Source organism: Streptomyces sp. NPDC042100, assembly GCF_055582325.1.
This window is the reverse complement of record NZ_JBVJDK010000006.1, coordinates 79,165-102,092: the sequence shown is the minus strand read 5'-3', so window position 1 is coordinate 102,092 and position 22,928 is coordinate 79,165. Positions and strand designations below refer to the sequence as shown.

Here is a 22,928-nt window from a genome sequence, read left to right as displayed (position 1 = left end):
CGATAGGCATATCGGACGGACCGGCCGGTGGTGCCGTCGGGCTGGTGTCAGGCGTCGATACGGGAGCGGTCCAGAGTCGCCGCGGAGCTGGTGATGAACTCCTTGCGGGGGGCCACGTCGTTGCCCATGAGGAGGTCGAAGACCTGCTCGGCCGACTCCAGGTCGCCGATGTTGATCCGGCGCAGGGTGCGGTGGCGGGGGTCCATGGTGGTCTCCGCCAGCTGGTCCGCGTCCATCTCGCCGAGGCCCTTGTAGCGCTGGATGGAGTCCTTGTAGCGGACGCCCTTGCGCTGGAACTCCAGGAGCGTCTGCCGCAGCTCGCCGTCCGAGTACGTGTAGACGTACTTGTCCTGGCCCTTCTTCGGCTGGATGAGCTCGATGCGGTGCAGCGGCGGCACGGCGGCGAAGACGCGGCCGGCCTCGACCATGGGGCGCATGTAGCGCTGGAAGAGGGTCAGCAGCAGGCAGCGGATGTGCGCGCCGTCGACGTCGGCGTCGACCAGGAGGACGATCTTGCCGTAGCGGGCGGCGTCGATGTCGAAGGTGCGGCCCGAGCCCGCCCCTATGACCTGGATGATCGCCCCGCACTCGGCGTTCTTGAGCATGTCCGAGACGGAGGACTTCTGGACGTTGAGGATCTTGCCGCGGATCGGGAGCAACGCCTGGAACTCGCTGTTCCGCGCCAGCTTGGCGGTGCCGAGGGCGGAGTCCCCCTCGACGATGAAGAGCTCGCTGCGCTCGACGTCGTCGCTGCGGCAGTCGGCCAGCTTGGCGGGCAGCGAGGAGGTCTCCAGCGCGGTCTTGCGGCGCTGGGCCTCCTTGTGCTGGCGGGCCGCGATCCGGGTACGGGCGGCGGCGACGGCCTTCTCCAGGACGGCGCGGGCCTGGGCCTTGGCGTCGCGCCGGGTGGAGGTCAGGAAGGCCTTGAGCTCCTTGGCGACCACGTTGGCGACGATCCGGCGGGCCGCGGAGGTGCCGAGGACCTCCTTGGTCTGGCCCTCGAACTGCGGCTCGGCGAGGCGGACGGTGACGACCGCGGTGAGGCCCTCCAGGGCGTCGTCCTTGACGATGTCGTCCTCGGCGACGCGCAGCAGCTTGGCGGAGCGCAGCACCTCGTTCACCGTCTTGGTGATCGCCTGCTCGAAACCGGAGACGTGGGTGCCGCCCTTGGGGGTGGCGATGATGTTGACGAAGGACTTGACCGTGGAGTCGTAGCCGGTGCCCCAGCGCAGGGCGACGTCGACGCCCAGCTCGCGGGTGACCTCGGTGGGGGTCATGTGGCCTCGGTCGTCGAGGACCGGGACGGTCTCCTTGAAGGTGCCCTGGCCGGTGAGGCGCAGCACGTCGCAGACGGCCTTGTCCTGGGCGAGGAACTCGCAGAACTCGCTGATGCCGCCGTCGAAGCGGAACGTCTCCTCGCTCTTGCCGACGCCCTCCAGGTCGCGCTCGTCGCGGACGACGAGGGTGAGACCGGGGACGAGGAAGGCGGTCTGGCGGGCGCGCTGGTGCAGCGTCTCCAGGGAGAGCTTGGCGTCCTTGAGGAAGATCTGGCGGTCGGCCCAGTAGCGGATGCGGGTGCCGGTGCGGGTCTTGGGGACGCGCTTGCCCTTGATCAGCCCGCCGGACGGGTCGAAGGGGCTGTCGGGGCCCTGCTCGGTGAACATGCCGGGGACGCCGCGACGGAAGCTGACGGCGTGCGTGGCGCCGTTGCGGTCGACCTCGACGTCGAGCCGCGCGGAGAGGGCGTTCACCACGGAGGCGCCGACGCCGTGCAGACCTCCGGAGGCGGCGTACGAACCGCCGCCGAACTTTCCGCCGGCGTGCAGCTTGGTCATGACGACCTCGACGCCGGAGAGCCCGGTCTTGGGCTCGATGTCGACGGGGATGCCGCGCCCGTTGTCCCGGACCTCGACGGAGCCGTCCTCGTGGAGGACGACGTCGATGTGGTCGCAGTAGCCGCCGAGGGCCTCGTCGACGGAGTTGTCGATGATCTCCCAGAGGCAGTGCATCAGGCCACGGCTGTCGGTGGACCCGATGTACATGCCGGGTCGCTTGCGGACGGCTTCGAGCCCCTCCAGGACGAGCAGGTGCCGCGCGGTGTAGTTGGAACCGTCACGGTCTGCGGTCAGCAGCGCACTGGACGGCACGGACGTCTCGGCGGTCACGCGGTTCGCTCCTCGCTGAATTTGAAATCTGGCCCGGTGGGGTAAGGCCCGGCGTCGGTCACCGGTCAGAGGGTACCGATGCCTGGTAGAGCCGTTGTAACGCCACCCACCTGATTCCTCATGCTAGTCCAGGGTCGCATGGATGTTCGATCCCTCGATGGGGTGACGCGAACATCACGTTCCCTTCCAGGCATGAACCATTTAGGGTTCGGGCACGTCCTCATGAACAACCGGCAACCCGCCGGGAGGATGCGACCACACACAGCAATGCGAAACCCGTAGTGCGAAGCAATACGGCTCATTCGCCGCCAACCGGCAGCAGACAGCCACCTTGGGAAGAAGTTTCGAGGAAAAGCCACGAGCGGGAACGTTTTCGGCCTGGTTGGATGTTGACCCTGGTACGACAGCTCGTCGAGCTAGAGAAGAGGCGACGTGACTACTGTTCTGACCCCCGCGAGCCCCCTGACGGCCGCTGACCGCTGCGACCGCTGCGGCGCCCAGGCATACCTGCGTGTCGTGCTGACGAGCGGCGGTGACTTGCTCTTCTGCGCCCACCACGGACGTAAGTTCGAGCCGGAACTCAAGAAGATCGCCGCAGAGATACAGGACGAGACGGACCGGCTCACCGATGTGCCGGCCCGCACGATGGGCGACGAGCACTGACGCTTCTCATCCACGACGAGCGTGGCGCCGGTCCCTGACGACCGGCCGACGGGCGGCCATCCCCGTGGCACAAGGGGGGTGGCCGCCCGTTCTCATGCCCTCAGAGGCGCTGCGGCAGCACCGCGGGGACCCGGGTGTAGACCCCGGGGTTCTCCGCCTGGCCGCAGCCGCTCCCCCAGGACACCAGGCCGATGAGCCGGCCCTGGGCCACCAGCGGCCCCCCGCTGTCCCCCTGGCAGGCGTCCCTGCCCCCCTGCGGGTCTCCCGCGCACAGCATCGTGTCGCCCCGGTACGCGACCCCAGCACCGCCCGGGTACGCCCGCTCGCAGGCCGCGTCCGGCAGCACCTGCACGCGCGCCGAACGCAGCGACATCGCGTAGGCGCCGTTTCCGGTCGTGTCGCCCCAGCCGTACACGTCGGCGGGCGTCCCCGGGTCGAGCGCCGAGCCACCCGGAGCCGCCACCGCGATCACGTACGAGGCGGGCAGCTCCCGCTCCAGGGTGAGCACCCCGATGTCGCCCGAGTTGGTTCTCGGGTCGTAGTCCGGGTTCACCCAGGTCCCGGTGACCCGGACCTCCTGGCCGCCCTGGCCCCGCAGCGAGGTGCGGCCGGCGATGACCTTGAAGTCGCGCAGCTGCCACGGCTCGCCCCCGAGGGCCTCCCGGCCCAGGCAGTGGGCCGCCGTGAGCACCTTGGTCGGCGCCACGACCACTCCGCCGCAGAACTGCCCCGCGCGCGTACCCCCGAACCGGTCACGGCTGGAGAGCGCCACGACCCAGGGCGCGTCGGTGATCCTGGCCGGCTGCCCGCCGACCACGACGCTGTCCGCGGCGGCGGGCCCGGCGACGGCCAGGGGCGGCGCCGCCGCCGCGATCAGGCCCAGGGCACCGGTCAGCGCTCGGGCGATGGAACGACGCATGAATTCTCCTGACTCTCCGGTGATGTCGGTTCACCCAGAGTCCTGCACGCCCGTCTCCGCCGCACGCGCGCACGGCGAAGGGCCCGGCCCCCTTACGGGGGAACCGGGCCCTTCGTACGCCGAGGCGCGGATCAGTCGAGGTAGTCGCGCAGGACCTGCGAACGCGACGGGTGGCGCAGCTTCGACATGGTCTTCGACTCGATCTGGCGGATGCGCTCACGCGTCACGCCGTAGACCTTGCCGATCTCGTCCAGCGTCTTCGGCTGCCCGTCGGTGAGACCGAAGCGCATCGAGACGACACCGGCCTCACGCTCGGAGAGCGTGTCGAGGACGGAGTGCAGCTGCTCCTGGAGCAGCGTGAAGCTGACCGCGTCGGCCGGGACGACGGCCTCGGAGTCCTCGATGAGGTCACCGAACTCGCTGTCGCCGTCCTCGCCGAGCGGGGTGTGCAGCGAGATCGGCTCGCGGCCGTACTTCTGGACCTCGATGACCTTCTCAGGGGTCATGTCGAGCTCCTTGGCCAGCTCCTCCGGGGTGGGCTCGCGGCCCAGGTCCTGGAGCATCTGGCGCTGCACACGGGCGAGCTTGTTGATGACCTCGACCATGTGCACCGGGATACGGATGGTGCGGGCCTGGTCGGCCATGGCGCGGGTGATCGCCTGCCGGATCCACCAGGTGGCGTACGTGGAGAACTTGTAGCCCTTGGTGTAGTCGAACTTCTCGACCGCGCGGATCAGACCGAGGTTGCCCTCCTGGATCAGGTCCAGGAAGAGCATGCCGCGGCCGGTGTAGCGCTTGGCCAGGGAGACCACCAGACGGAGGTTGGCCTCCAGGAGGTGGTTCTTGGCGCGGCGGCCGTCCTCGGCGATGATCTCCAGCTCGCGCTTGAGCTTGGGAGCGAGCTTGTCGGAGTTCGCCAGCTTGTCCTCGGCGAACAGACCGGCCTCGATGCGCTTGGCGAGCTCGACCTCCTGCTCGGCGTTGAGCAGCGGGACCTTGCCGATCTGCTTCAGGTAGTCCTTGACCGGGTCCGCGGTGGCACCGGCGACGGCGACCTGCTGGGCCGGCGCGTCGTCCTCGTCCTCGTCGGACAGGACGAAGCCCTTGCTCTCGCCCTCGGCCTCTTCCTCGTCCTTGCCGGGCGCGACGTCCTCGAGCAGCTCCTCGCCCTCGAGCAGCTCTTCGTCGTCCTTCTTGGACGTCTTCTTGGCGGCCGTCTTCTTGGCGACGGCCTTCTTGGCCACCGTCTTCTTGGCGACGGTCTTCTTGGCGGCGGCCTTCTTCGCGGGCGCGCCCGCCTCGTCGGACGGGTCCGCGCTCTCGGCCGTCGACGCCGCGGAGGCGGCGACGGTCTTCGTCACAGTCGTCGTCCTGGCGGTGACGGTCTTGGTGGCGGTGCGCTTGGCCGGGCTCTTCGCAGCGACGCTCTTGCGGGCGCGCTTCGGCGACTCCGCTGCACTGACCATCAGCGTCACACCCTCTTCCTCGAGGATCTGATTGAGGCTGCGCAGAACATTCTTCCACTGGGTTGGCGGAATCTGGTCAGCTTCGAAGGCCCGACGCACGTCATCGCCGGCGATCTGCCCATCAGCCTTTCCCCGCTCGATGAGCGCCATCACAGACTCGGACTCGGCGATCTCCGGCGGGAGCGTACGGGATGTGCTGGCCGACACGAACAACCTCTCGGAACGATGGAAAACGGCTTCCGGCCCCGCCCTGGATCAGGCTGGAGCCGACGACCGTCGGCCGGGAATGTGCCGACGGCGCGGGCTGGACCGGGGAACTGCACAGCGCCCTCAAGGGCTGCTGTATTCCTTCCTCGGCTGTCACCTCTTAGGTCATCGCGCGGCTTCGAGGAGTGTTACGCCCAATCCGCGTGGCCCGAGTCACACACCATTCACGCCCATTATTGAACGAAACGGTCGGAAGGTGACTCGATCAGCCCGATCGGCCGCTTCTTCGTGATCATCCTGACTCGGCGCGATCGACCCGTTCGGCGCGATCCGCCCGCCCGCGCCCACGGGCCGCCGGACCCTGGCGCGGCCGGGGGCCGCCGTTCACCCCCGGGCTCCACTCGGGTCCGAGGGTGCCCGGCGGGATCGTCCACCCGCTCCCGGCCGCGGCGCCACGCGCGGGCCTCAGTGCTCGCGGGGGGCCGGGACGACACGCTCCACCTCGGGGTGGACGGTCAGCAGCTGGCGCATGGCCGTCTCGGCGCCGTGGGCGTCCCCGGCGGCGAGGGCGTCGACGATCCGCGCGTGGTGCGCCAGGCAGGCCTCGCCGGGGCGGTCGCAGCCGGTGGCGGGGCCGCCGGACACCTGGAGCGCGGCGCCGACGATGCCGGACAGGTGCTCCAGCATCCGGTTGGCGGCGAGCTGGATCAGCAGGGCGTGGAATTCGGCGTCCGCGCGGGAGAAGGTGATGCCGTCGCCCTGGGCGTAGGCGTGCCCCATGATCTCGACCATGTCGGCGAGGCGCTGCTGGACGTCCTCCCGGCCGTGCCCGGCCGCGAGACGGGCGGCCAGGGGCTCGATGGTCCAGCGCAGCTCGTTCAGCTCACGGCGCTGGTCGTCGCGCTGCGGGCCGAAGGCGCGCCACTCGATGATGTCGGGGTCGAGGAGGTTCCAGTCGCTGACCGGACGAACCCGGGTGCCGACGTTGGGCCGGGCGCTGACGAGGCCCTTGGCCTCCAGCACGCGCAGCGACTCGCGGACGACCGTGCGCGACACCTCGAAGCGCTGCCCGATCTCCTCCGGTACGAGGGGGCGGTCGGCGCCGAGGTCGCCCGAGACGATCATCTGGCCGAGCTGCTGGACGAGCTGCCCGTGCAGTCCGCGGCCGCGGCTGCCGGCGGTGCGGCGGCCGACGCGGCCCAGATCGGAGTCCGAGCCCTCCCAGGCGGGCGGTCCGACGCGGTCGGCTCCGGGCGCCTCCGCGTAGGGGTAGCGGTCGAGGTCGCCCGGGGCGCCGAGGCCGGACTCGACGGAACGGGCGGCGGTCATCATCGTGTGCGCAAGGGTACTCACGCATCCTTTGTCGGCGTGCCCCTCGTGCCCCTTGAGGTCTTTGGTGAAAAGCACACGAAAGGGTGATCGGCGCTCCTTACACAATTGACGATTAAACGGACATAAAGGGCGCTTTTCAAGGGAGTTGACGCCAAGCGAACGACTTCGGTCGAAAGGTGATCACCAACGGGCTCTACCGCGAAGGCCGGTGAGCACATAGGCGCAGAGCAGGACCGTCAATGTCATCGCGAACGCCACCCCCACGGGCTGCCCGACCACGCGCAGCACTCCCATCACCCAGCGGTCGGCGGCCGAGGACCACTCGACGCTCGCGAACTCGCGCAGCCGGGCCGGGAGTCCCGCCACCGAGCGGCCGGAGGCCCCCGCGAGGGCGGTCCGCAGCGGAGGGGCGAAGAGCACGGGCACGGCGAGGACCGCGGCGATCCCCGCGGCCGCCGCCCGGAAGACGCCGGCGCCGAGCACTCCGGCCCAGGCGCAGCCGATCACGAGCCCGAACCAATTCGCGCACAAGGTGGCCCAGTTCTTCGGTACGGGGATCAACTCGCCGCCATAGACGAGGCGCAGGGCCTCCAGGTCCACGACGACGACGAGGAGCGCGAGGACCGCGCCGACGGCCGCCGCGACGGACAGCTTGGCGACGAGCAGGCCGAGGCGGCGCGGGACGACCCCGCGCCCGGTGGTGAGCGCCGGATAGCGGTACTCCTCGGCGAAGGCGAAGGCGCCGAGCAGCCCGGCCCCGAGGGCGGCGGGCGGCAGCGGCGAGATCCCGGGCCACCCGGCCAGCACGGCGGGCAGCGGCGTCCGTCCGCTGCGGGCGAGCAGCACGGAGAGCGCCACGGAGACGAGCAGGACCGCCCCGGCGACGAGGTACGTGGACGGCACCCCGACCAGCCGCCGCGCCTCGTAGCGCAGGGGCCGCAGCGGCGAACGGCTCCGGACGCCGCGCGTCCGCCGCGTAGAGGCGTGGGCGGGGGCGACACCGGCACCGCCGACGGGGATGACCGCGTCGGCGCCGGGCGTCGGGCCGTCGCCGTCGGGTCCGGCTCCGCCGGCGGGGCGGGCCCCGTCGGCCGCCGCCCCGCCGTCGCCGGTCTCCTCGGTGAGCCGGTGGACGAGGACGCCGTTACGGAAGGCGCTCTCGCCGACGGTGGCGCAGTCGCTGCCGTAGACGGAGAGCCGGCCGCCGCCGTCCGCGACCACCTCGACGGGGCGGCGGGCGGCGCGGGACTCCTGGGTGAGGGCGGCGGCGAGCCGGGCGGCGTGCGGGGTGTGGACGGCGACCCGCGGGCGCAGCCGGGTGCGGGCGAAGTCGGCGGCGTCCTGGTCGGCGGCGAGCCTGCCGCGGTCGAGCGCGACGACCCGGTCGGCGTTGCGGGCGGCGTCCTTGGGGTCGGCGGTGGTGTACAGCACGGTGCCGCCCTCGTCGGCGTGGGCGCGCAGCAGTTCGTACAGCCAGGCGCTCTCGCGTACGGAGAGTCCGGCGGCCGGCTCGTCGAGCAGCAGGGCATGGGGGTCGCCCAACAGGGCGGACGCGAGGCCGAGTCGGCGGTCCATGGCGAGGGAGAGGGTGCCGATGCGCTGGTCGTGGACGCCGGTGAGGCCCACGGCCCGCAGGAGGTCGTCGGCCCGGGCGCCGGGCACTCCGGCGGCGGCGGAGAGCATCCTCAGCTGGCTGCGCAGGGTGCGGGAGGGGTGGCCGGGGACGTCGCCGAGCAGCACGCCGACCTCACGGGCCGGGTGGGCGACCCGGTGCAGCGGCCGGCCCCGGAAGTGGGTGACGCCACGCCCCGGTTCGAGCTGGAGCATGAGGCGCAGGGCGGTGGTCTTGCCGGAGCCGGCGGGTCCGAGCAGGGCGGTGACGGTGCCCGGCCGCGCCTCGAAGGTGAGGTCGTCCACGGCGGCCGGGCGGTCCCGGCGGGGGGTGCTGGTGAGTCCGATGGCCTGGAGCATCGCTTCTCTCGCGGGTAGGTGAGACCGCTCCGCGGCAGGGCGGCTGTCCCAGCAAGATAACGCCATATTTCGGACTTTTGGCGCAGGGTTGGCGGCGCGAGGCCGCCGGGAGACCGCCGGTCAGACCTCCGGGCGGAGCATCGGCGGGTTCAGCAGGGTGGCCCCACCAGCACGGAACAGCTGGGCGGGACGGCCGCCCTGACGGGTCGTGGTGCCACCGGCCGGAACCAGGAAGCCGGGCGTGCCGGTCACCTTCCGGTGGAAGTTGCGCGGGTCGAGCGCGACACCCCACACCGCCTCGTAGACCCGGCGGAGCTCGCCGACCGTGAACTCGGGCGGGCAGAACGCCGTCGCCAGCGAGGAGTACTCGATCTTGGAGCGGGCGCGCTCCACGCCGTCCGCGAGGATCCGGGCGTGGTCGAAGGCCAGCGCCTCCGGCTGCCCGTCCTCGTGCGCGGCGCCTGCCGCCTCCAGCCCCAGCAGGTCCTCGACGGGTGCCCAGCGCGCGCTGTTGGCGTCGCCGCCCGCGCGGGGCGCCGGCAGGTCCGGGGCCAACGCCAGGTGCGCCACGCTGACCACCCGCATCCGCGGGTCGCGGTCGGGCGCCCCGTAGGTGGCGAGCTGCTCCAGATGCGCCCCGGCCCCCGGCACCGGCCCGGGGGCGCCCGGGTCGTGCACGCACAGCCCGGTCTCCTCCACCAGCTCGCGGGCGGCGGCGCCGTCGAGGTCCTCGTCGGCCCGGACGAAGCCGCCGGGCAGCGCCCACCGCCCCTGGAACGGCTGCTCGCCCCGTTTCACGACCAGCGCGCACAGGGCGTGGCGCCGCACGGTGAGCACGACCAGGTCGACGGTGACAGCGAAGGGCGGAAAGGCCGACGGGTCGTAGGGAGGCATGCCGCGATCATAGTCGTCTCCCTGACGATAAACACGCCCACGGGAAGGATCGCCTTCCACTTCTTCACACCCCCAGCTGGAGGCCCGGCGCGGCCTCCTCGACCATCCCGAGGCCGAGCCGGCCGACCCGCGCGGCGAAGGGTTCGCCCGCGACGAGGAGCCCCGACAGCCGGACTTCGCCGACCGGGGCCGAACGGAGCGGGTGCAGCGCGACCGTGCGGCCTGGGGCGTCGGGCCGGACGCCCACGAGCACGGTCAGCAGCTGCACCCCGGCGGCCGCCGCGACGGCCGCGGGCCGGCAGGCGGCCGGGTGCGGCACGGGCAGCGAACCGGACGTCCGCCGCTCCCCCGCGTACATCTCGGGCAGCCGGTGCTCGAAGGCGGCCGACGCGTCGAGGATCCCGCGCAGCAGCGCGGCCGACTCGGCCTCGTAGCCCGCAGCGGAGAGCCCGGCGACGGCCACCGCGGTCTCGTGCGTCCGCACCGCTCCGGAGCGGTGCCCGAAGGGGTTGTAGCCCGGCTCCTTCGTGCCGAGGCCGCGCAGTCCCCAGCCGGAGTCCGCCGCCGGAGCGGTGAGCAGCCGGGCGAGCCGCTCCGTCTGGCTCTTGTCCAGCAGACCCGGCGCGTACCGGCCCGAGGCGGTGAGTCCGGTGTCGAGGAGGTGCGCCGCCCAGCCGCCGAAGTACGGCAGGAGGCGCCCGTCGGGGGTGCGGGCGAGCGCCGGGCGTCCGCCGGCGGGGTCGTCGATCCAGAACCGGTCGCGGAACCGGTCGCGCAGGGCCCTCGCCCACTCCCGCCAACCGTCCCCGCCGGGCCGCGCACAGGCGTCGAGGAGGTCGGCGCCGAGCACGGCGGCACGGTGCGCGTGGGCCTGGGTCTCGGCCCGGACCGGCCCGGCGGGCCCCGACTCCCGCACGAACCCGCTGCCGTCGAGGGAGCCCCGTAACCATTCCAGGCAGCGCTCGGCGGCCGGCATGAGCTCGGCGAGGTCCTGCTCGGGCAGTCCCCAGCGCCGGGCCTCGGCGAGCACGGCGGGGAAGGCGAGGGTGGCCTCGACGCCGGTGCAGCGGGGCGGCAGGTGCGGGCCGGCGTCCCGCAGCGGCCCGGGGACGCGGCCCGATTCGGGTCCGGCCCCCCGGACTTGGGTGCGGGCGAGGGCGTGGAGGGTGGTGGCGGCGAGCCTGGTGCCGAGCGGGAGGGCCATGCGGGCCGCCCACAGCGCCTCCGCGGTGACCGGTCCGCAGCGCCAGGGCACTCCGGCGGCGAGGTGGACATCGACGGGGTGGGCCGGGTCGCGCTGGAGCAGGGCGCGCAGATCGGCGAGGGACGTGCGCAGCAGCTCGCCGAGCCGGGGGTCGTCCCCCTCTGCGGTGGCGTCGGCGAGGATGTGGCCGCCGGGCCGGCCGGCGCCGCCGCCCGGCTGACGGGTGATCCGCTCGCCGCGGACCCGGAGGGTGAGGACGAAGCCGTCGCCGGGTGTGAGCTCGGCCTCCCAGCGGAGCAGGCCGGCGGCGGCGAGGGCGTCGCTGGGCGGCGGGTCCGCCGTGACCGCCACGGCGCTTCCGTCGGTGCCGGTCCAGCGCAGCCCGGTGCCGTGGACGCTCGCGCGGAGCTCTGGTCCCGGGCGTCCGGCCGCCACCGCGCCCAGGTCCGCGAGATCCGTGCCCAGAGCGATCTCCACGGGGAGCCGCACGGTGCGGGGGGCGGAGCTGCGCAGGGTGATCCGCTCGGTGCCGTCGGCCTCCCGCGAGCGTTCGACGGTGAGGCCGGGGTCGGGTCCGGTGTCGCCGGGCGTGCGCAGGACGCCGAGGAACTCGGCGCGGTCCGCCGCGCTCGCGCGGCCCTGGAGCGGGACGGGTTCACGGCCGGCGATCCGCAGGACGCAGCGGGAGAGGAGCCTGCGTCCGGAGAGGTAGACCCCTTCGAGGCCGGCGCCGGTGAGCTGGGCCTGCCGGGGACTGACGGAGAGCGCGGGCAGGGCGACGCAGACGAGGGCGTCGTGCACGGCGGGCAGGTCACCGGGGCGACTCGCCCCGGTGGCTCCGACGGGGGACGGGTGTCCGGCGGTGGATCCGGGGGCCTGGGCGGAGCTGGGGGCCATGACGGGTGCGCGGTGCTCTCTGTGCGGTCCGGGCGGCTCGGCCGGTCCGGACGGCGGGTGCGCCGGGAGCCGCGCGATCGGTCCGCGCTGCCGGCAGTGGGGCGGCGGTCCGGCTCGCGCGGAACCGCCACACAGGTGAACGCCGCCGCGGCCCGCGGGGTCACGGGCCTCATCCGCCGCTCCTCGTCCCGCGACGCCCGGTGCGGCGGAGCACCACGGTCCTGGGAGCCGGCGCCCGGCGCCGGGCCGCACCGCCCGCGCCGGGTGCGCGGCCGGCTCCGCCGCGACGGGCGGCCCGTGGAGCGGTGGTGCGGGGGCGGGGTCCGGCGGGCCGGTCGGCGACCCTGCGACGGTCGCGCGGCCCGGTCGCCCGGCAGGGCTCGCGGCCCGGACCGTCGCCGTCCTCGCCGTCCGGCTTCCGCTCGGCGGCCTCCCGGGCGGCGCGCTCGTTGCGGAGGCAGCTGCGCAGCGACTCCGGGTCGAGTCCCTCGTTGCACGCCTGGTGCATCAGGCGGGCGAAGACGTACTCCGGGTCGGCCTCCAGCGCCAGGCTGATCGCGACGCGGGCGGAGGGCTCGTCGCCGCTGGACCAGGCGACCCAGCCCGCGAGGGCCAGCGGGGCCGCCGCGTACTCCTGGTACGGGGCGACGCAGCGCCGGGACAGGGCCCGCCAGAGCCGCAGCGCCCCGTCGGCCTCGGGGCCCTCCATCCATTCGGCGGCCTGGTCCCGGGTGTCCCTGTCCTGGAGCCCGAGGATCAGCGCGGCGGCCTCCCCCTCGGTGATCCTGGCGTCGTCGGCGGCGTCGGCCGACCCATGCCCCCGGCCCGCCGCGAGGCCCGCCCGGCCGGTCAGCACGTCGTGCGGACGGTCCGCCACGGAACCCGGGACGGCGGGCTCCGCGAGGCGGGTGATCAGCGTGCGGGCGAGCTCGATCGTGGTCGCCCGGACCTCTGTGCGGCCGTGCCCGGCGGGCGCGTCGAGGATCTTGGGCACGAGCTCGAAGGCCGCCTCACCGAGAGCCGCGCGCTGGGCCGAGGGGCGCGAGGTGTCGTCGTCGGCCGGCCTGGGCTTCAGCCGCGCCTCCATCTCCTTGAGCGAGCCGCGCACCTGGATTCCCGCGTAGGCAGCGGACGCCGCCATCACCGTCGTACCGGAGAGGGCGAGGGGTGTGCCGTCGGGCGGGCAGCAGTGGGCGCTGGCGCAGCAGTACGAGAAGTAGAGGCCGTCGGAGACGCAGAGGGCCTCGAGGACGGGGACGTCCAGCGCGCCGCAGGCCGTGCGCAGGCGCTGGGAGAAGGGGCGGAGCCGCTCCATGACGTGCCGGCCGGTCTCGCCGGGCGCGGGGTCCTGGCAGAGGAAGACGACGATCGCGTCGGGGCGGTCGCCGCGCCGGGTGCTGCCCTCGACGAGGCACTCGGCAAGGTGCTCGGCGGTGTCGGCCCACTCGTGGGGCGCGCGGGGAATGCCGAGCCTGACCCGGCCGCCGAAGCGACCGCTCTCTCCGTGCAGCGCGACGAGCACGACGGAGTCGCTCGGGTGGAAGCCGAGCATGAACGGCAGGGCGTCGGCCAGCTCGGCGGGGCCACGCAGAGTGATCTGCGGGGGCGTGGAGGGACCGTGGGATGCGTGGTGGTTCGTGTTCATGGACAGGACGGTCCCGCGAACGGGCCGATCGCGAAACCCCTGTGGATAACCTCCTGTGGATAACTCGCGGTGATCGCCGCCGTGAGTTATCCACAGGTCGGGCGGTCCGTTCGCCGATTGTCCGACCGATCGGGTTGCATGGGGGCATGACCGACGCAGACCGTCCCGAAGACCGCGCCGCCCTCCGCGCCGCCGCCGATGCCGTGCTCGCCCGTCTCGTCTCCGATCCGACGGGCGCGGCGAGGCTGCGCGAGGACCAGTGGCGGGCCATCGAGGCGCTGGTCGCGGACAGACGCCGGGCACTGGTGGTGCAGCGCACGGGCTGGGGCAAGTCCGCGGTGTACTTCGTGGCGACCTCGCTGCTGCGGGAGCGCGGGGCCGGACCGACGGTGATCGTCTCGCCGCTGCTGGCCCTGATGCGCAACCAGGTCGAGGCGGCGGCGCGGGCGGGCATCCGCGCCCGCACGATCAACTCGTCGAACACGGAGGAGTGGGAGACCGTCCAGCGGGAGGTCGCCGACGGCTCCGTGGACGTGCTGCTGGTCAGCCCGGAGCGGCTGAACAACCCGGACTTCCGCGATCAGGTGCTGCCGACCCTCGCCGCCGCGACCGGTCTGCTCGTGGTCGACGAGGCGCACTGCATCTCGGACTGGGGCCACGACTTCCGGCCGGACTACCGCAGGCTGCGCACCATGCTCGCGGACCTGCCGGCCGGGGTGCCGGTGCTCGCGACGACGGCGACGGCGAACGCCCGGGTGACGGCGGACGTCGCCGAGCAGCTGGGCACGGGCGGGGACTCCGACGCGCTGGTGCTGCGCGGACCGCTGGACCGCGAGAGCCTCAGCCTCGGCGTGGTGCGGCTGCCGGACGCGGCCCACCGGCTGGCCTGGCTGGCCGACCACCTCCACGAGCTGCCCGGCTCCGGGATCGTCTACACGCTGACGGTGGCCGCGGCGGAGGAGGTCACGGCCCATCTGCGGGCGTGCGGGCACACGGTCTCCTCCTACACGGGGCGGACCGAGAACGCGGACCGGCAGCAGGCGGAGGACGACCTCCAGGCGAACCGGGTGAAGGCGCTGGTCGCGACCTCCGCGCTCGGCATGGGCTTCGACAAGCCGGACCTCGGCTTCGTGGTGCACCTCGGCTCGCCGTCCTCCCCGATCGCGTACTACCAGCAGGTGGGACGCGCGGGCCGCGGCGTGGAGCACGCGGAGGTGCTGCTGCTCCCCGGCAAGGAGGACGAGGCCATCTGGCAGTACTTCGCCTCCGTCGCCTTCCCGCCCGAGGAGCAGGTGCGCCGCACCCTGGACGTGCTGGCGCGGGCGGGCCGCCCGCTGTCGCTGCCCGCGCTGGAGCCGCTGGTCGAGCTGCGCAGGACCCGCCTGGAGACGATGCTGAAGGTCCTCGACGTGGACGGGGCCGTGAAGCGGGTGAAGGGCGGCTGGGAGAGCACCGGGCAGCCCTGGGTCTACGACACCGAGCGGTACGCGTGGGTGGCCCGGCAGCGGTCGGCGGAGCAGCAGGCCATGCGGGAGTACGCGACGACGGACGGCTGCCGGATGGAGTTCCTGCGGCGCCGGCTGGACGACGAGGCGGCGGCCCCGTGCGGGCGCTGTGACAACTGCGCGGGCGTCAGGTTCGACGCCAAGGTCTCCGATTCGGCACTCGACACGGCGCAGGGCGAGCTGCGGCGGGCCGGTGTCGAGGTGGAGCCGCGCAAGATGTGGCCGACCGGGCTGGCCGCCGTAGGGGTGGATCTGAAGGGCCGTATCCCGGCCGGCGAGCAGTCCTCCCCGGGCCGGGCGCTGGGCCGGCTCTCGGACATCGGCTGGGGCAACCGGCTGCGGCCGATGCTCTCGGACGGCGCCCCGGACGGGGAGGTGCCGGACGACGTGGTGCAGGCGGTCGTGCGGGTGCTCGCCGACTGGGCGAAGGGCCCGGGCGGTTGGGCCTCGGGCGGCCCGGACGCGCCGCCCCGGCCGGCCGGCGTGGTCACGGTCGCCTCGCACCGCAAGCCCCGGCTGGTGGGATCGCTCGGCCGGCGGATCTCCGAGATCGGCAGGATGCCGCTGCTCGGCACGGTGGAGTACGCGCCGGAGGCCGCCGACCTGCGGATCTCCAGGACCAACAGCGCGCAGCGGGTGGTCGGGCTGCAGCGGTCCCTGGTCGTCCCGGCCGATCTCGCGGAGCGCCTGGCCTCGGCGGGCGGGCCGGTGCTGCTGGTGGACGACCTCTCCGACAGTGGCTGGACCTTGGCGGTGACGGCGAGGCTGCTGCGGCGCGCGGGAGCGGAGGGGGTGTATCCGCTGGTGCTCGCCGTCCAGGGGTGAAACGGGGAGTGAACAATGGGCGACGGGGCAGGGATATGAGAGTCATACCGGTTCAATCCAGTCAGCGGCCTCAATTGCTCGTTGCCGCCCGCGCACGGGCCAGGAACAATTGGGAATCCGCCCCGAACGGTCCGTACGCGGCCCGGATGGACCGTGCCGTGGTGCGCCCTCTCGCCTATCTGACCCTGCCCGCCGAGCGGGCGTGTATCCGAAGGGAGGACCGTGACCCTCGGATTCGCTCCGTCCTCAGCATCGTCCATCGCTTCCCCGTCCGGGTCGGCCAGTCGCCTCGCTCGGATACTCGAACCGGCGGAGTGGGCCACGGCGGGGATCCCGCTGCTGCGCAGCCCCCGAGAGGTCGTCAGCGGCCTGCACTCCCGGCATCTACCCACGCCCGCCACCGCGGTGGTCGCCGTCCTCGACCCTGAGGAGCGGATCGCCGCCAGCGCCTCGTTCACCCGTCGGCCCGGTCCGGCGGACGGCTGGGAGTTCCGCAACGCACTCCTCTCCCACCTGCGCCGGGTGATCCCGCACGATCTGCGCCGGCGCGCCCCGGTACGGACGGCGGTGCTGCTCTACTGCCGCGAGGGCGACGAGCGGTGGACGGAGGAGGACGGGGCCTGGATGTGGGGCCTGCGGGACGCCTGCACGCTCCACGGGCTTCGCTGCGGGGCGTACATCACGCTCACCCGGGGCGGCTGGCAGGTGCTCGGCGAGGGGCGCGGCGGACGGCGGCCCAGCTTCGACTCGCCGCCCGTGCCGCTCGGCGAGGAGTCGGCCTTCGACCGGCTCGTCCCGCGCATCGCGAGCGGCGCGCCGGAGCCGCTGCGCCGGGCCGCCGCCCGCTGAGCGGCGACCGGCACCACCCCTCGACGACGGCGACGACGACGGCGACGACGGCGACGACCATGGCCCTCGACGCGCGCGGAGCCCGGCCGCCCCCGAGGGGACTGCCGGGCTCCGGAGGTACGGCTGTTGTCAGACGCCGGCGCCGAGGACGGCGTTGACGCGCTCGGGCTCGCCGCAGACGACCAGCAGGGTGGTCGCCCGGGTCAGCGCCTCGGGCAGGGACCGGGCGACGGCGGCGTCGGCACCGCCGTTGACCGCGACGACCACCACGGGACGGGCCGCGGCCCGCTCCACGGAGGCCGCGTCCGCGAAGAACACGTCCTCGCGGGCGTCCTGCTGCGCCCAGTAGGCGCTCTCGCCGAAGGACAGCTCGTGCGCCGCCCACGGGTGCTGCTCGCCGGTGGTGAGCACCAGCACGTCGCCGGGGGCGCGGCCGGACTCCAGGAGCAGGTCCACGGCCTCCTCGGCGGCGTCGAGCGCGCCGTCGGCGGTGGCCGGAATCAGCTGGATCTGGGTTCCGGCCACCTGGCCGGAACGATTCTCCTGAGCGGCCGGCTGCGGGCGCGGCACCGGCGGCGCGGGCCGCGCGGGGCCGGGGCCCGGGCGTCCGGGTCGCGGGGTGGCCGCGGTACGCGGGCCGGGTACGGGGCGGGGGGTCGGCACGGGGCGGTCGGCTGCCGCGGTCGCGCGGGGACCCTGGGCACTCTCAGAAATCTGAGGCTCCTCGGGGATGGGAGGCATGGGTGGATGTCTATCAAACGCCGTCGCGGGGAGCTCCGGCGGGTGGGCGCACGGTGGCGCCCCGGCCGCTGGACCGGGCTCCGCCGGCGGGATCCCGTTCGGGGTCCCGCCGGAGAGGTCCGGCGGCCGGAAGTCAGAATTCGAAGCCGAGTTGGCCCCCGCTTTCCAGCGCGGCCGCCTCGGCGGAGACACGGACCTTCTTCAGGTGCCGCCAGCGCGGCATCGCGTCGAGGTAGGACCAGGAGAGCCGGTGGTACGGGGTGGGGCCCCGTTCCTCCAGCGCGGCCTTGTGGACCGGTGAGGGATATCCGGCGTTGGCCCCGAAGGCGTACGCCGCGTACTCCTCCGACTCCGCTCCCAGCTCCCCCATCATGGTGTCGCGCCGGACCTTGGCGATCACCGAGGCGGCGGCCACGGCGATGCAGGACTGGTCGCCCTTGATCACCGTACGGACCCGCCAGGGGCTGCCGAGGTAGTCGTGCTTGCCGTCGAGGATCACCGCGTCCGGGCGCACCGGAAGGCCTTCGAGGGCCCGGACGGCGGCAAGCCGGAGCGCCGCGGTCATCCCGAGCTCGTCGATCTCCTCGGGCGAGGCGTCGCCGAGCGCGTACGCCGTCACCCAGTCCTGGAGCTCGGCGGCGAGCGCGGTGCGCCGCTTCGGGGTGATCAGCTTGGAGTCGGTGAGTCCGGCGGGGGCCCGGCGCAGGCCGGTGACGGCGGCGCACACGGTCACGGGACCGGCCCACGCGCCGCGGCCGACCTCGTCGACCCCGGCGACGATCTTGGCGCCGGTGGTGGCGCGGATCGAGCGCTCGACAGTGTGGGTGGGTGGTTCGTACGGCATGGCGCTTGACAGGTTACGCCGACGGCCGCCTCCGCCGGTACCCGAATTCCACCTGGTGACCCGGACCCGCCCGGATCCCGACCCGAAACGCCCGGATCGGGGACCCCTCACGGAGCACTCGGGGCCGCCCGGACCGCGCTTCCCGGCCATCGCTCCGCACCCTCGCTCCGGGCCCCGTTCCAGGGCCTGTTCCTAGCCCCCGCTCCGTAGCAGGGGGACCATCACCCGGTCGATCATCTCGGCGATCTCGGCGTCGGTCCATTCGCTGCCGCACACCTTCGAGCGGTACATCATCATGGCGGGGATCACGTCGTACACCAGGTCGCCTGGGGCGTCCGCGCGGACCTCGCCGCGCACCACACCGCGTTCCAGGACCTCCCGCAGCAGCCGCTTCGAGGGATCGGTCACGCGGGTGAGGATCAGTGCGTGGAAGCGCTCCGCGGCTTCGGCGTCGCATTCGTGCATGACGGCTCGCAGCGCGAACCCGGGCTTCGAGTACATCGCCGCCCGCACCCTCCGGCACAGCTGGTAGAGGTCCTCGCGGACGTTCCCGTGGTCGGGGGCGTCGCCGAGGGCGGGGAGCGCGGCCCGGAGCGCGTCCACGACGAGGTCCTCCTTGGAGGACCAGCGGCGGTAGACCGCCGCCTTGCCGGTCCGCGCACCGACGGCGACGCCCTCCATCGTCAGACCGTTCCAGCCGACCGTGCCGAGCTGTTCGAGCGCCGCGTCGAGGATCGCGCGCTCCAGCACCGCGCCATGCCGCCGTGGCGCCGACCCCGGTGGCCGAGCGGGGGCCACGGAGTGCGAAGTAACCATCAGAACCTCTCTGTTGGGCCGTCCTCGGGCAGGCGGCAGTACTCAGTGAACGGTTGCGTTCTCTGAGGGGGAATCACTACCGTGGAGGACAGTGAACGAGTGCGTTCACTGGATTCTTCCGTGGGGGATACACAGTGACAACATCTCCGGTGGGCACCCGGACAGGTCCAGGCTCCGCCAGCCACCCGAACCGGCCGGGAATCGCTCTCACCGTCATCGCCGCCTGCCAGTTGATGGTCGTCCTCGACGCCACGATCGTGAACATCGCACTCCCGCACATCCAGCAGGCGCTCTCCTTCTCCACCACCGACCTGTCGTGGGTGCTGAGCGCGTACACGCTCACCTTCGGCGGCATGCTGCTGCTCGGCGGCCGGGCGGGCGACATCCTCGGGCGCCGCCGGGTGTTCATGACCGGCATCCTCGTCTTCACCCTCGCCTCGCTGCTGGGCGGCTTCGCCCAGGAGCCCTGGCAGTTGCTGGCCGCGCGCGCCCTGCAGGGTGTCGGAGGGGCGATCGCCTCGCCGACCTCACTGGCGCTGATCACCACGACGTTCCCCGAAGGCCCGGCGCGGAACCGGGCGTTCGGAGTCTTCGCCGCCGTCTCGGCCGGCGGCGGCGCCATCGGCCTGCTGGCCGGCGGCATGCTCACCGAGTGGCTCGACTGGCGCTGGGTGCTGTTCGTGAACGTGCCGATCGGCCTGGTCATCGCCTTCCTGGCACCCCGCTTCATCAACGAGTCCGAGCGCCACCCCGGCCGCTTCGACCTCGCGGGGGCGCTCTCCTCCACCCTCGGCATGACCGCGCTCGTCTACGGCTTCATCCGCGCATCCGAGGAGGGCTGGAAGGACCCGCTCACCCTCACCGCCTTCATCGCGGCGGGCATCCTGCTGGCGCTCTTCGCGCTCGTCGAGTCGCGGGCCCGCGAACCCATCACCCCCTTGCGGATGTTCGCCGACCGCAACCGCTCCGGCACGTACGTGATCATGCTGAGCCTGGCCGCCGCCATGATGGGCATGTTCTTCTTCATCGTCCTGTTCGTGCAGAACGTGCTCGGCTACAGCCCGATCCGCTCCGGCCTCGCGTTCCTCCCGGTGACGCTCGCCATCGGCCTCGGCGCGGCGCTCGCCCAGCGGATGCTGCCGGTCCTCGGCCCGAAGCCGTTCATGGTGGCCGGGGCGACGGGCACGGCGATCGGCCTCTTCTGGCTGGGTTTCATCAGTTCGGACAGCTCCTATCTGAGCGGGGTCCTCGGCCCGATGCTCGTCTTCGGCTTCGGCATGGGCCTCAACTTCGTCACCCTCACGCTGACCGCCGTCTCCGGGGTCGCGCAGCACGAGGCCGGGGCGGCGTCGGGGCTGCTCAACGCGACCCAGCAGGTGGGCGGGTCGCTGGGCCTGTCGATCCTGGTCACGGTCTTCGGCACGGCCAGCCGGGAGGAGGGGCGCACGCAGGTCCAGGAGTTCCTCGCGCAGGCGACGCCCGCACAGCAGGCGGAGTTCGCCCGGACCCACGAGCTGCCGCCGCCCTGGTCCCACGAGGTGCTGACGGCCGGCATCTCGCTGGCGTTCACCGCCGCGGTGGTCATGGCACTGGTCGCCTTCGTCACGGCGGTGACGGTGATCCGGGTGCGCAAGAGCGACCTGGCGGCGCTGAGCGGGACGGCGGGCGCCGGCGGCCCGGTCGCCTGACCCGTCCGGCGCCCCTTGGCTCCCCCTGATCCGGTACGGGTCAGGGGGAGCCGTACGGGTCGGCGTGCGGGTCCTAGTCCTCCTCACGGCCGGACGGGCCGCACTCCCCCGGCGTACGGGTCGGCGGGCGGGCATCGAGGATGTCCCGGCTCCCGGCTCCCGGCTCCCGGCTCCTCGTGTTCCGGCTCCCCCGTCCGCCTCCTGGAGCGGTTCGTGGATCCCGGCGAGCGCGCAGGAGCGCAGCGGCTCCGGGAGCCGGTCGAGGGCGGGGACGGCCTCGGCCGAGAGGCCCCTGAGGTACCGCACGTCGATCTTGCCGAGCCGCTCGTGCCGGTCGACGTTCTGCCGGGCGATCACGGCGTCCGGCTGGATAAGGCCGACGGCGAAGACGAAACCGGCCGCGCTCGCGGCGATCGCGCGGGGCGGCAGCCGGGCGCCCCAGACCCCGGCGGCCATGATCAGCAGGATGGCGACGCCGCGCGCTGCCGCGCCCCGCTCCAGACCCACGGCATCCCGCCGCCGCGGGAGGCGTCCGGGGGGGCGGGTGTCTCGGCGGCGCGCTCTTGTCATGAGCGGCGCTTCGGAGCGGCCGACTCTCGTCGCGCCCAGCCCCCGCGAACCCGCCCGGAGGCCCCCGTGGCAGGACCGTGACACCCGGCCCCGGCGCGGGGCCTTGGCGGTCGGGCGTCGCGGTCCGCTAGGCGGGGGGCCCGCTCGGCAGCCAGGCGGGCAGTTCCTCGGTCTGTTCCAGCCACGCGGCCGGCGGCGCCCCGGTCGTGCCGGAGGCTACGACTCCGCCCGCGATGGCGCAGGTGGTGTCGACGTCGCCGCCGACGGCCGCGGTCGTCCAGAACATCCGCTCGTAGTCGCCGAGCGACCGCGCGGCGGACCAGAGCGCGAACGGCACGGTGTCGTGCGCGCTGGTGCGCCGGCCGCTCCCGAGGACGGCCGCCACGGTCCCCGCGTCCCCGTAGTCGAGCATGTCGCGGGCCCGGCGCAGACCGGCCCCGACGGCGCTGCGCGGGACCAGGGCGATGACGCCGTCGAGCAGCGCCTCGGGGGTGGGCGGCCCGGCGGGGTCGGCGGCGAGCGCGGCGGCCGCGGCGACGGCCATCGCGCCGACCACGGCCTCGCGGTGCTGGTGGGTGGTGTACGAGGAGATCTCGGCCTGGTGGGTGGCCTGCTCGGGGTCGTCGGCGTACCAGGCGCCGAGCGGGGCGATCCGCATGGCTGCGCCGTTGCCCCACGAGCCCTGCCCCTTGAAGAGGGCGGCGGCGAGCTCCCGCCAGTCGCCGCCCTCCCGGATCAGCCGGAGCATCCGGTTGACGGCGGGGCCGTAGCCCCGGTCGAAGTCGTGATGGTGGGCGAAGGACGCGGCGAGCGCGTCCTGGTCGATCCGGCCGTGGGTGACGAGCACGGCGAGCACGGAGCAGGCCATCTCGGTGTCGTCGGTCCACTGCCAGGGACCGGTGGGCGGCTCGTGCCGCTTCAGCAGGGGATAGTGGGCGGGGACGAAGTACTGGGAACCCAGGGCGTCCCCCACGGACAGCCCGCGCAGGCTGGCCAGGGCGCGGTCGAGGCGCCGGTCGGAAGAGGAATCAGCGGTCATCGCTCTGCCACTCTATCCGGTGGGGCCATACGGTTCCGGGGTACGCCAGCGTTCGAAGGGCCGGTCGAGCCGGTACTTCCCGTCCGCTCCGAGCAGCAGCGTCCTGGCCTCCGCGTTTCCCGGGTTGGACAGCGACTCGAAGTCGGCGACCGTCCAGTGGAACCAGCGCATGCAGAACAGCCGCATGGTCAGCCCGTGGGTGACGAGCAGGACGTTCGGCGGGTGGTCCGGGGCCTCGAAGCTCCGGTAGAGGCTCTCCAGGAACGCCCCGACGCGGTCGTACACGTCGGCACCCGACTCTCCCTGGGCGAAGCGGTAGAAGAAGTGCCCGTAGGCGTCCCGGTAGGCCTTCTGGAGGCGTACGTCCTCCCGGTCCTGCCAGTTTCCCCAGTCCTGTTCCCTCAGGCGCGGCTCCTCTCTGACGCGTATGTTCTCCGGATCGAGGCGGAAGGCGCGCAGGGTCTCGTGCGTCCGCCGGTAGGGCGACACATAGACGCTGACCTGCTCCTGCCCGAACATCTCCCGCAGCCGTCCCCCCGTCTCCTCGGCCTGCCGCCATCCGGTCCCGGTGAGCCGGAGCGCGTGGTCGGGCTCCCTCTCGTACACCGTGTCATCGGCATTGCCCTCGGATTCTCCGTGCCGTACGAGGACGATGCGCCGCGGTCGTGCCATGGGACGACCCTAGATC

Annotated in this window: 17 protein-coding genes and 1 pseudogene; 4 read left to right on the top strand and 14 right to left on the bottom strand. The window is 73.4% G+C overall.

What is annotated here, in order from left to right; genetic code table 11:
• Positions 1-47 precede the first annotated feature (47 nt).
• Positions 48-2,165: a DNA gyrase/topoisomerase IV subunit B gene (locus tag ACZ6J5_RS15280; RefSeq protein WP_469391528.1), complete on the bottom strand. Its 2,118-nt coding sequence runs from the start codon at positions 2,163-2,165 to the stop codon at positions 48-50.
• Positions 2,166-2,597: 432 nt separating this feature from the next.
• On the opposite strand from ACZ6J5_RS15280, the gene ACZ6J5_RS15275 reads away from it, so the two are divergent.
• Positions 2,598-2,828: a DUF7455 domain-containing protein gene (locus ACZ6J5_RS15275; protein WP_046910811.1), complete on the top strand. Its 231-nt coding sequence runs from the start codon at positions 2,598-2,600 to the stop codon at positions 2,826-2,828.
• A gap of 100 nt (positions 2,829-2,928) precedes the next feature.
• Here ACZ6J5_RS15275 and ACZ6J5_RS15270 read toward each other — a convergent pair whose 3' ends face one another.
• The 7 genes from ACZ6J5_RS15270 to ACZ6J5_RS15240 form a co-directional block, all read right to left on the bottom strand.
• A complete protein-coding gene (locus ACZ6J5_RS15270; protein ID WP_469391526.1) occupies positions 2,929-3,747 on the bottom strand; it encodes a serine protease in 819 nt (272 codons plus the stop codon).
• Positions 3,748-3,878: 131 nt separating this feature from the next.
• Positions 3,879-5,420, bottom strand: coding sequence for an RNA polymerase sigma factor (locus ACZ6J5_RS15265; RefSeq protein WP_469391524.1), 1,542 nt, complete (start codon positions 5,418-5,420; stop codon positions 3,879-3,881).
• A gap of 465 nt (positions 5,421-5,885) precedes the next feature.
• Positions 5,886-6,773: a FadR/GntR family transcriptional regulator gene (locus tag ACZ6J5_RS15260; protein ID WP_469391522.1), complete on the bottom strand. Its 888-nt coding sequence runs from the start codon at positions 6,771-6,773 to the stop codon at positions 5,886-5,888.
• Positions 6,774-6,932: 159 nt separating this feature from the next.
• On the bottom strand, positions 6,933-8,723 hold the full coding sequence (locus tag ACZ6J5_RS15255; protein ID WP_469391520.1) for an ABC transporter ATP-binding protein: 1,791 nt from the start codon (positions 8,721-8,723) through the stop codon (positions 6,933-6,935).
• 120 nt (positions 8,724-8,843) lie between these two features.
• Positions 8,844-9,617 carry an NUDIX hydrolase gene (locus ACZ6J5_RS15250; RefSeq protein ID WP_469391519.1) on the bottom strand — a complete coding sequence of 258 codons (774 nt, stop codon included), beginning with the start codon at positions 9,615-9,617 and terminating at the stop codon, positions 8,844-8,846.
• 64 nt (positions 9,618-9,681) lie between these two features.
• Entirely contained in the window at positions 9,682-11,718 is a 2,037-nt protein-coding gene (locus ACZ6J5_RS15245; protein WP_469391517.1) for a glycogen debranching N-terminal domain-containing protein, read from the bottom strand.
• 169 nt (positions 11,719-11,887) lie between these two features.
• Positions 11,888-13,363 (bottom strand): DUF4192 domain-containing protein, encoded by a 1,476-nt coding sequence (locus tag ACZ6J5_RS15240; RefSeq protein ID WP_469391515.1) that lies wholly within the window; start codon positions 13,361-13,363, stop codon positions 11,888-11,890.
• 146 nt (positions 13,364-13,509) lie between these two features.
• Here ACZ6J5_RS15240 and ACZ6J5_RS15235 point away from each other — a divergent pair, with 146 nt between their 5' ends.
• Both ACZ6J5_RS15235 and ACZ6J5_RS15230 read left to right on the top strand, forming a co-directional pair.
• Positions 13,510-15,693 carry a RecQ family ATP-dependent DNA helicase gene (locus tag ACZ6J5_RS15235; RefSeq protein WP_469391513.1) on the top strand — a complete coding sequence of 728 codons (2,184 nt, stop codon included), beginning with the start codon at positions 13,510-13,512 and terminating at the stop codon, positions 15,691-15,693.
• Between the two features lie 222 nt (positions 15,694-15,915).
• Positions 15,916-16,542 carry a hypothetical protein gene (locus tag ACZ6J5_RS15230; protein ID WP_469391511.1) on the top strand — a complete coding sequence of 209 codons (627 nt, stop codon included), beginning with the start codon at positions 15,916-15,918 and terminating at the stop codon, positions 16,540-16,542.
• Positions 16,543-16,671: 129 nt separating this feature from the next.
• Here ACZ6J5_RS15230 and ACZ6J5_RS15225 read toward each other — a convergent pair whose 3' ends face one another.
• The 3 genes from ACZ6J5_RS15225 to ACZ6J5_RS15215 form a co-directional block, all read right to left on the bottom strand.
• The gene (locus ACZ6J5_RS15225; protein ID WP_469391509.1) at positions 16,672-17,283 is read right to left on the bottom strand and encodes a hypothetical protein; all 612 of its coding nucleotides are present in this window, start codon (positions 17,281-17,283) and stop codon (positions 16,672-16,674) included.
• Between the two features lie 133 nt (positions 17,284-17,416).
• Entirely contained in the window at positions 17,417-18,127 is a 711-nt protein-coding gene (locus tag ACZ6J5_RS15220; protein WP_469391507.1) for a ribonuclease HII, read from the bottom strand.
• A 192-nt stretch (positions 18,128-18,319) separates the two neighbouring features.
• The gene (locus ACZ6J5_RS15215) at positions 18,320-18,943 is read right to left on the bottom strand and encodes a TetR/AcrR family transcriptional regulator (protein ID WP_469391505.1); all 624 of its coding nucleotides are present in this window, start codon (positions 18,941-18,943) and stop codon (positions 18,320-18,322) included.
• Positions 18,944-19,077: 134 nt separating this feature from the next.
• Here ACZ6J5_RS15215 and ACZ6J5_RS15210 point away from each other — a divergent pair, with 134 nt between their 5' ends.
• Entirely contained in the window at positions 19,078-20,631 is a 1,554-nt protein-coding gene (locus ACZ6J5_RS15210) for an MFS transporter (RefSeq protein WP_469391503.1), read from the top strand.
• A 264-nt stretch (positions 20,632-20,895) separates the two neighbouring features.
• Here ACZ6J5_RS15210 and ACZ6J5_RS15205 read toward each other — a convergent pair.
• The 3 genes and pseudogenes from ACZ6J5_RS15205 to ACZ6J5_RS15195 all read right to left on the bottom strand — a co-directional run.
• A pseudogene (locus tag ACZ6J5_RS15205) lies at positions 20,896-21,201 on the bottom strand (DUF4153 domain-containing protein); the annotation flags it as partial.
• 127 nt (positions 21,202-21,328) lie between these two features.
• Complete coding sequence (locus ACZ6J5_RS15200; RefSeq protein ID WP_469391501.1) at positions 21,329-22,240, bottom strand: ADP-ribosylglycohydrolase family protein; 912 nt, start codon at positions 22,238-22,240, stop codon at positions 21,329-21,331.
• A gap of 12 nt (positions 22,241-22,252) precedes the next feature.
• A complete protein-coding gene (locus tag ACZ6J5_RS15195) occupies positions 22,253-22,912 on the bottom strand; it encodes a histidine phosphatase family protein (RefSeq protein ID WP_469391499.1) in 660 nt (219 codons plus the stop codon).
• Between the last annotated feature and the right edge of the window lie 16 nt (positions 22,913-22,928).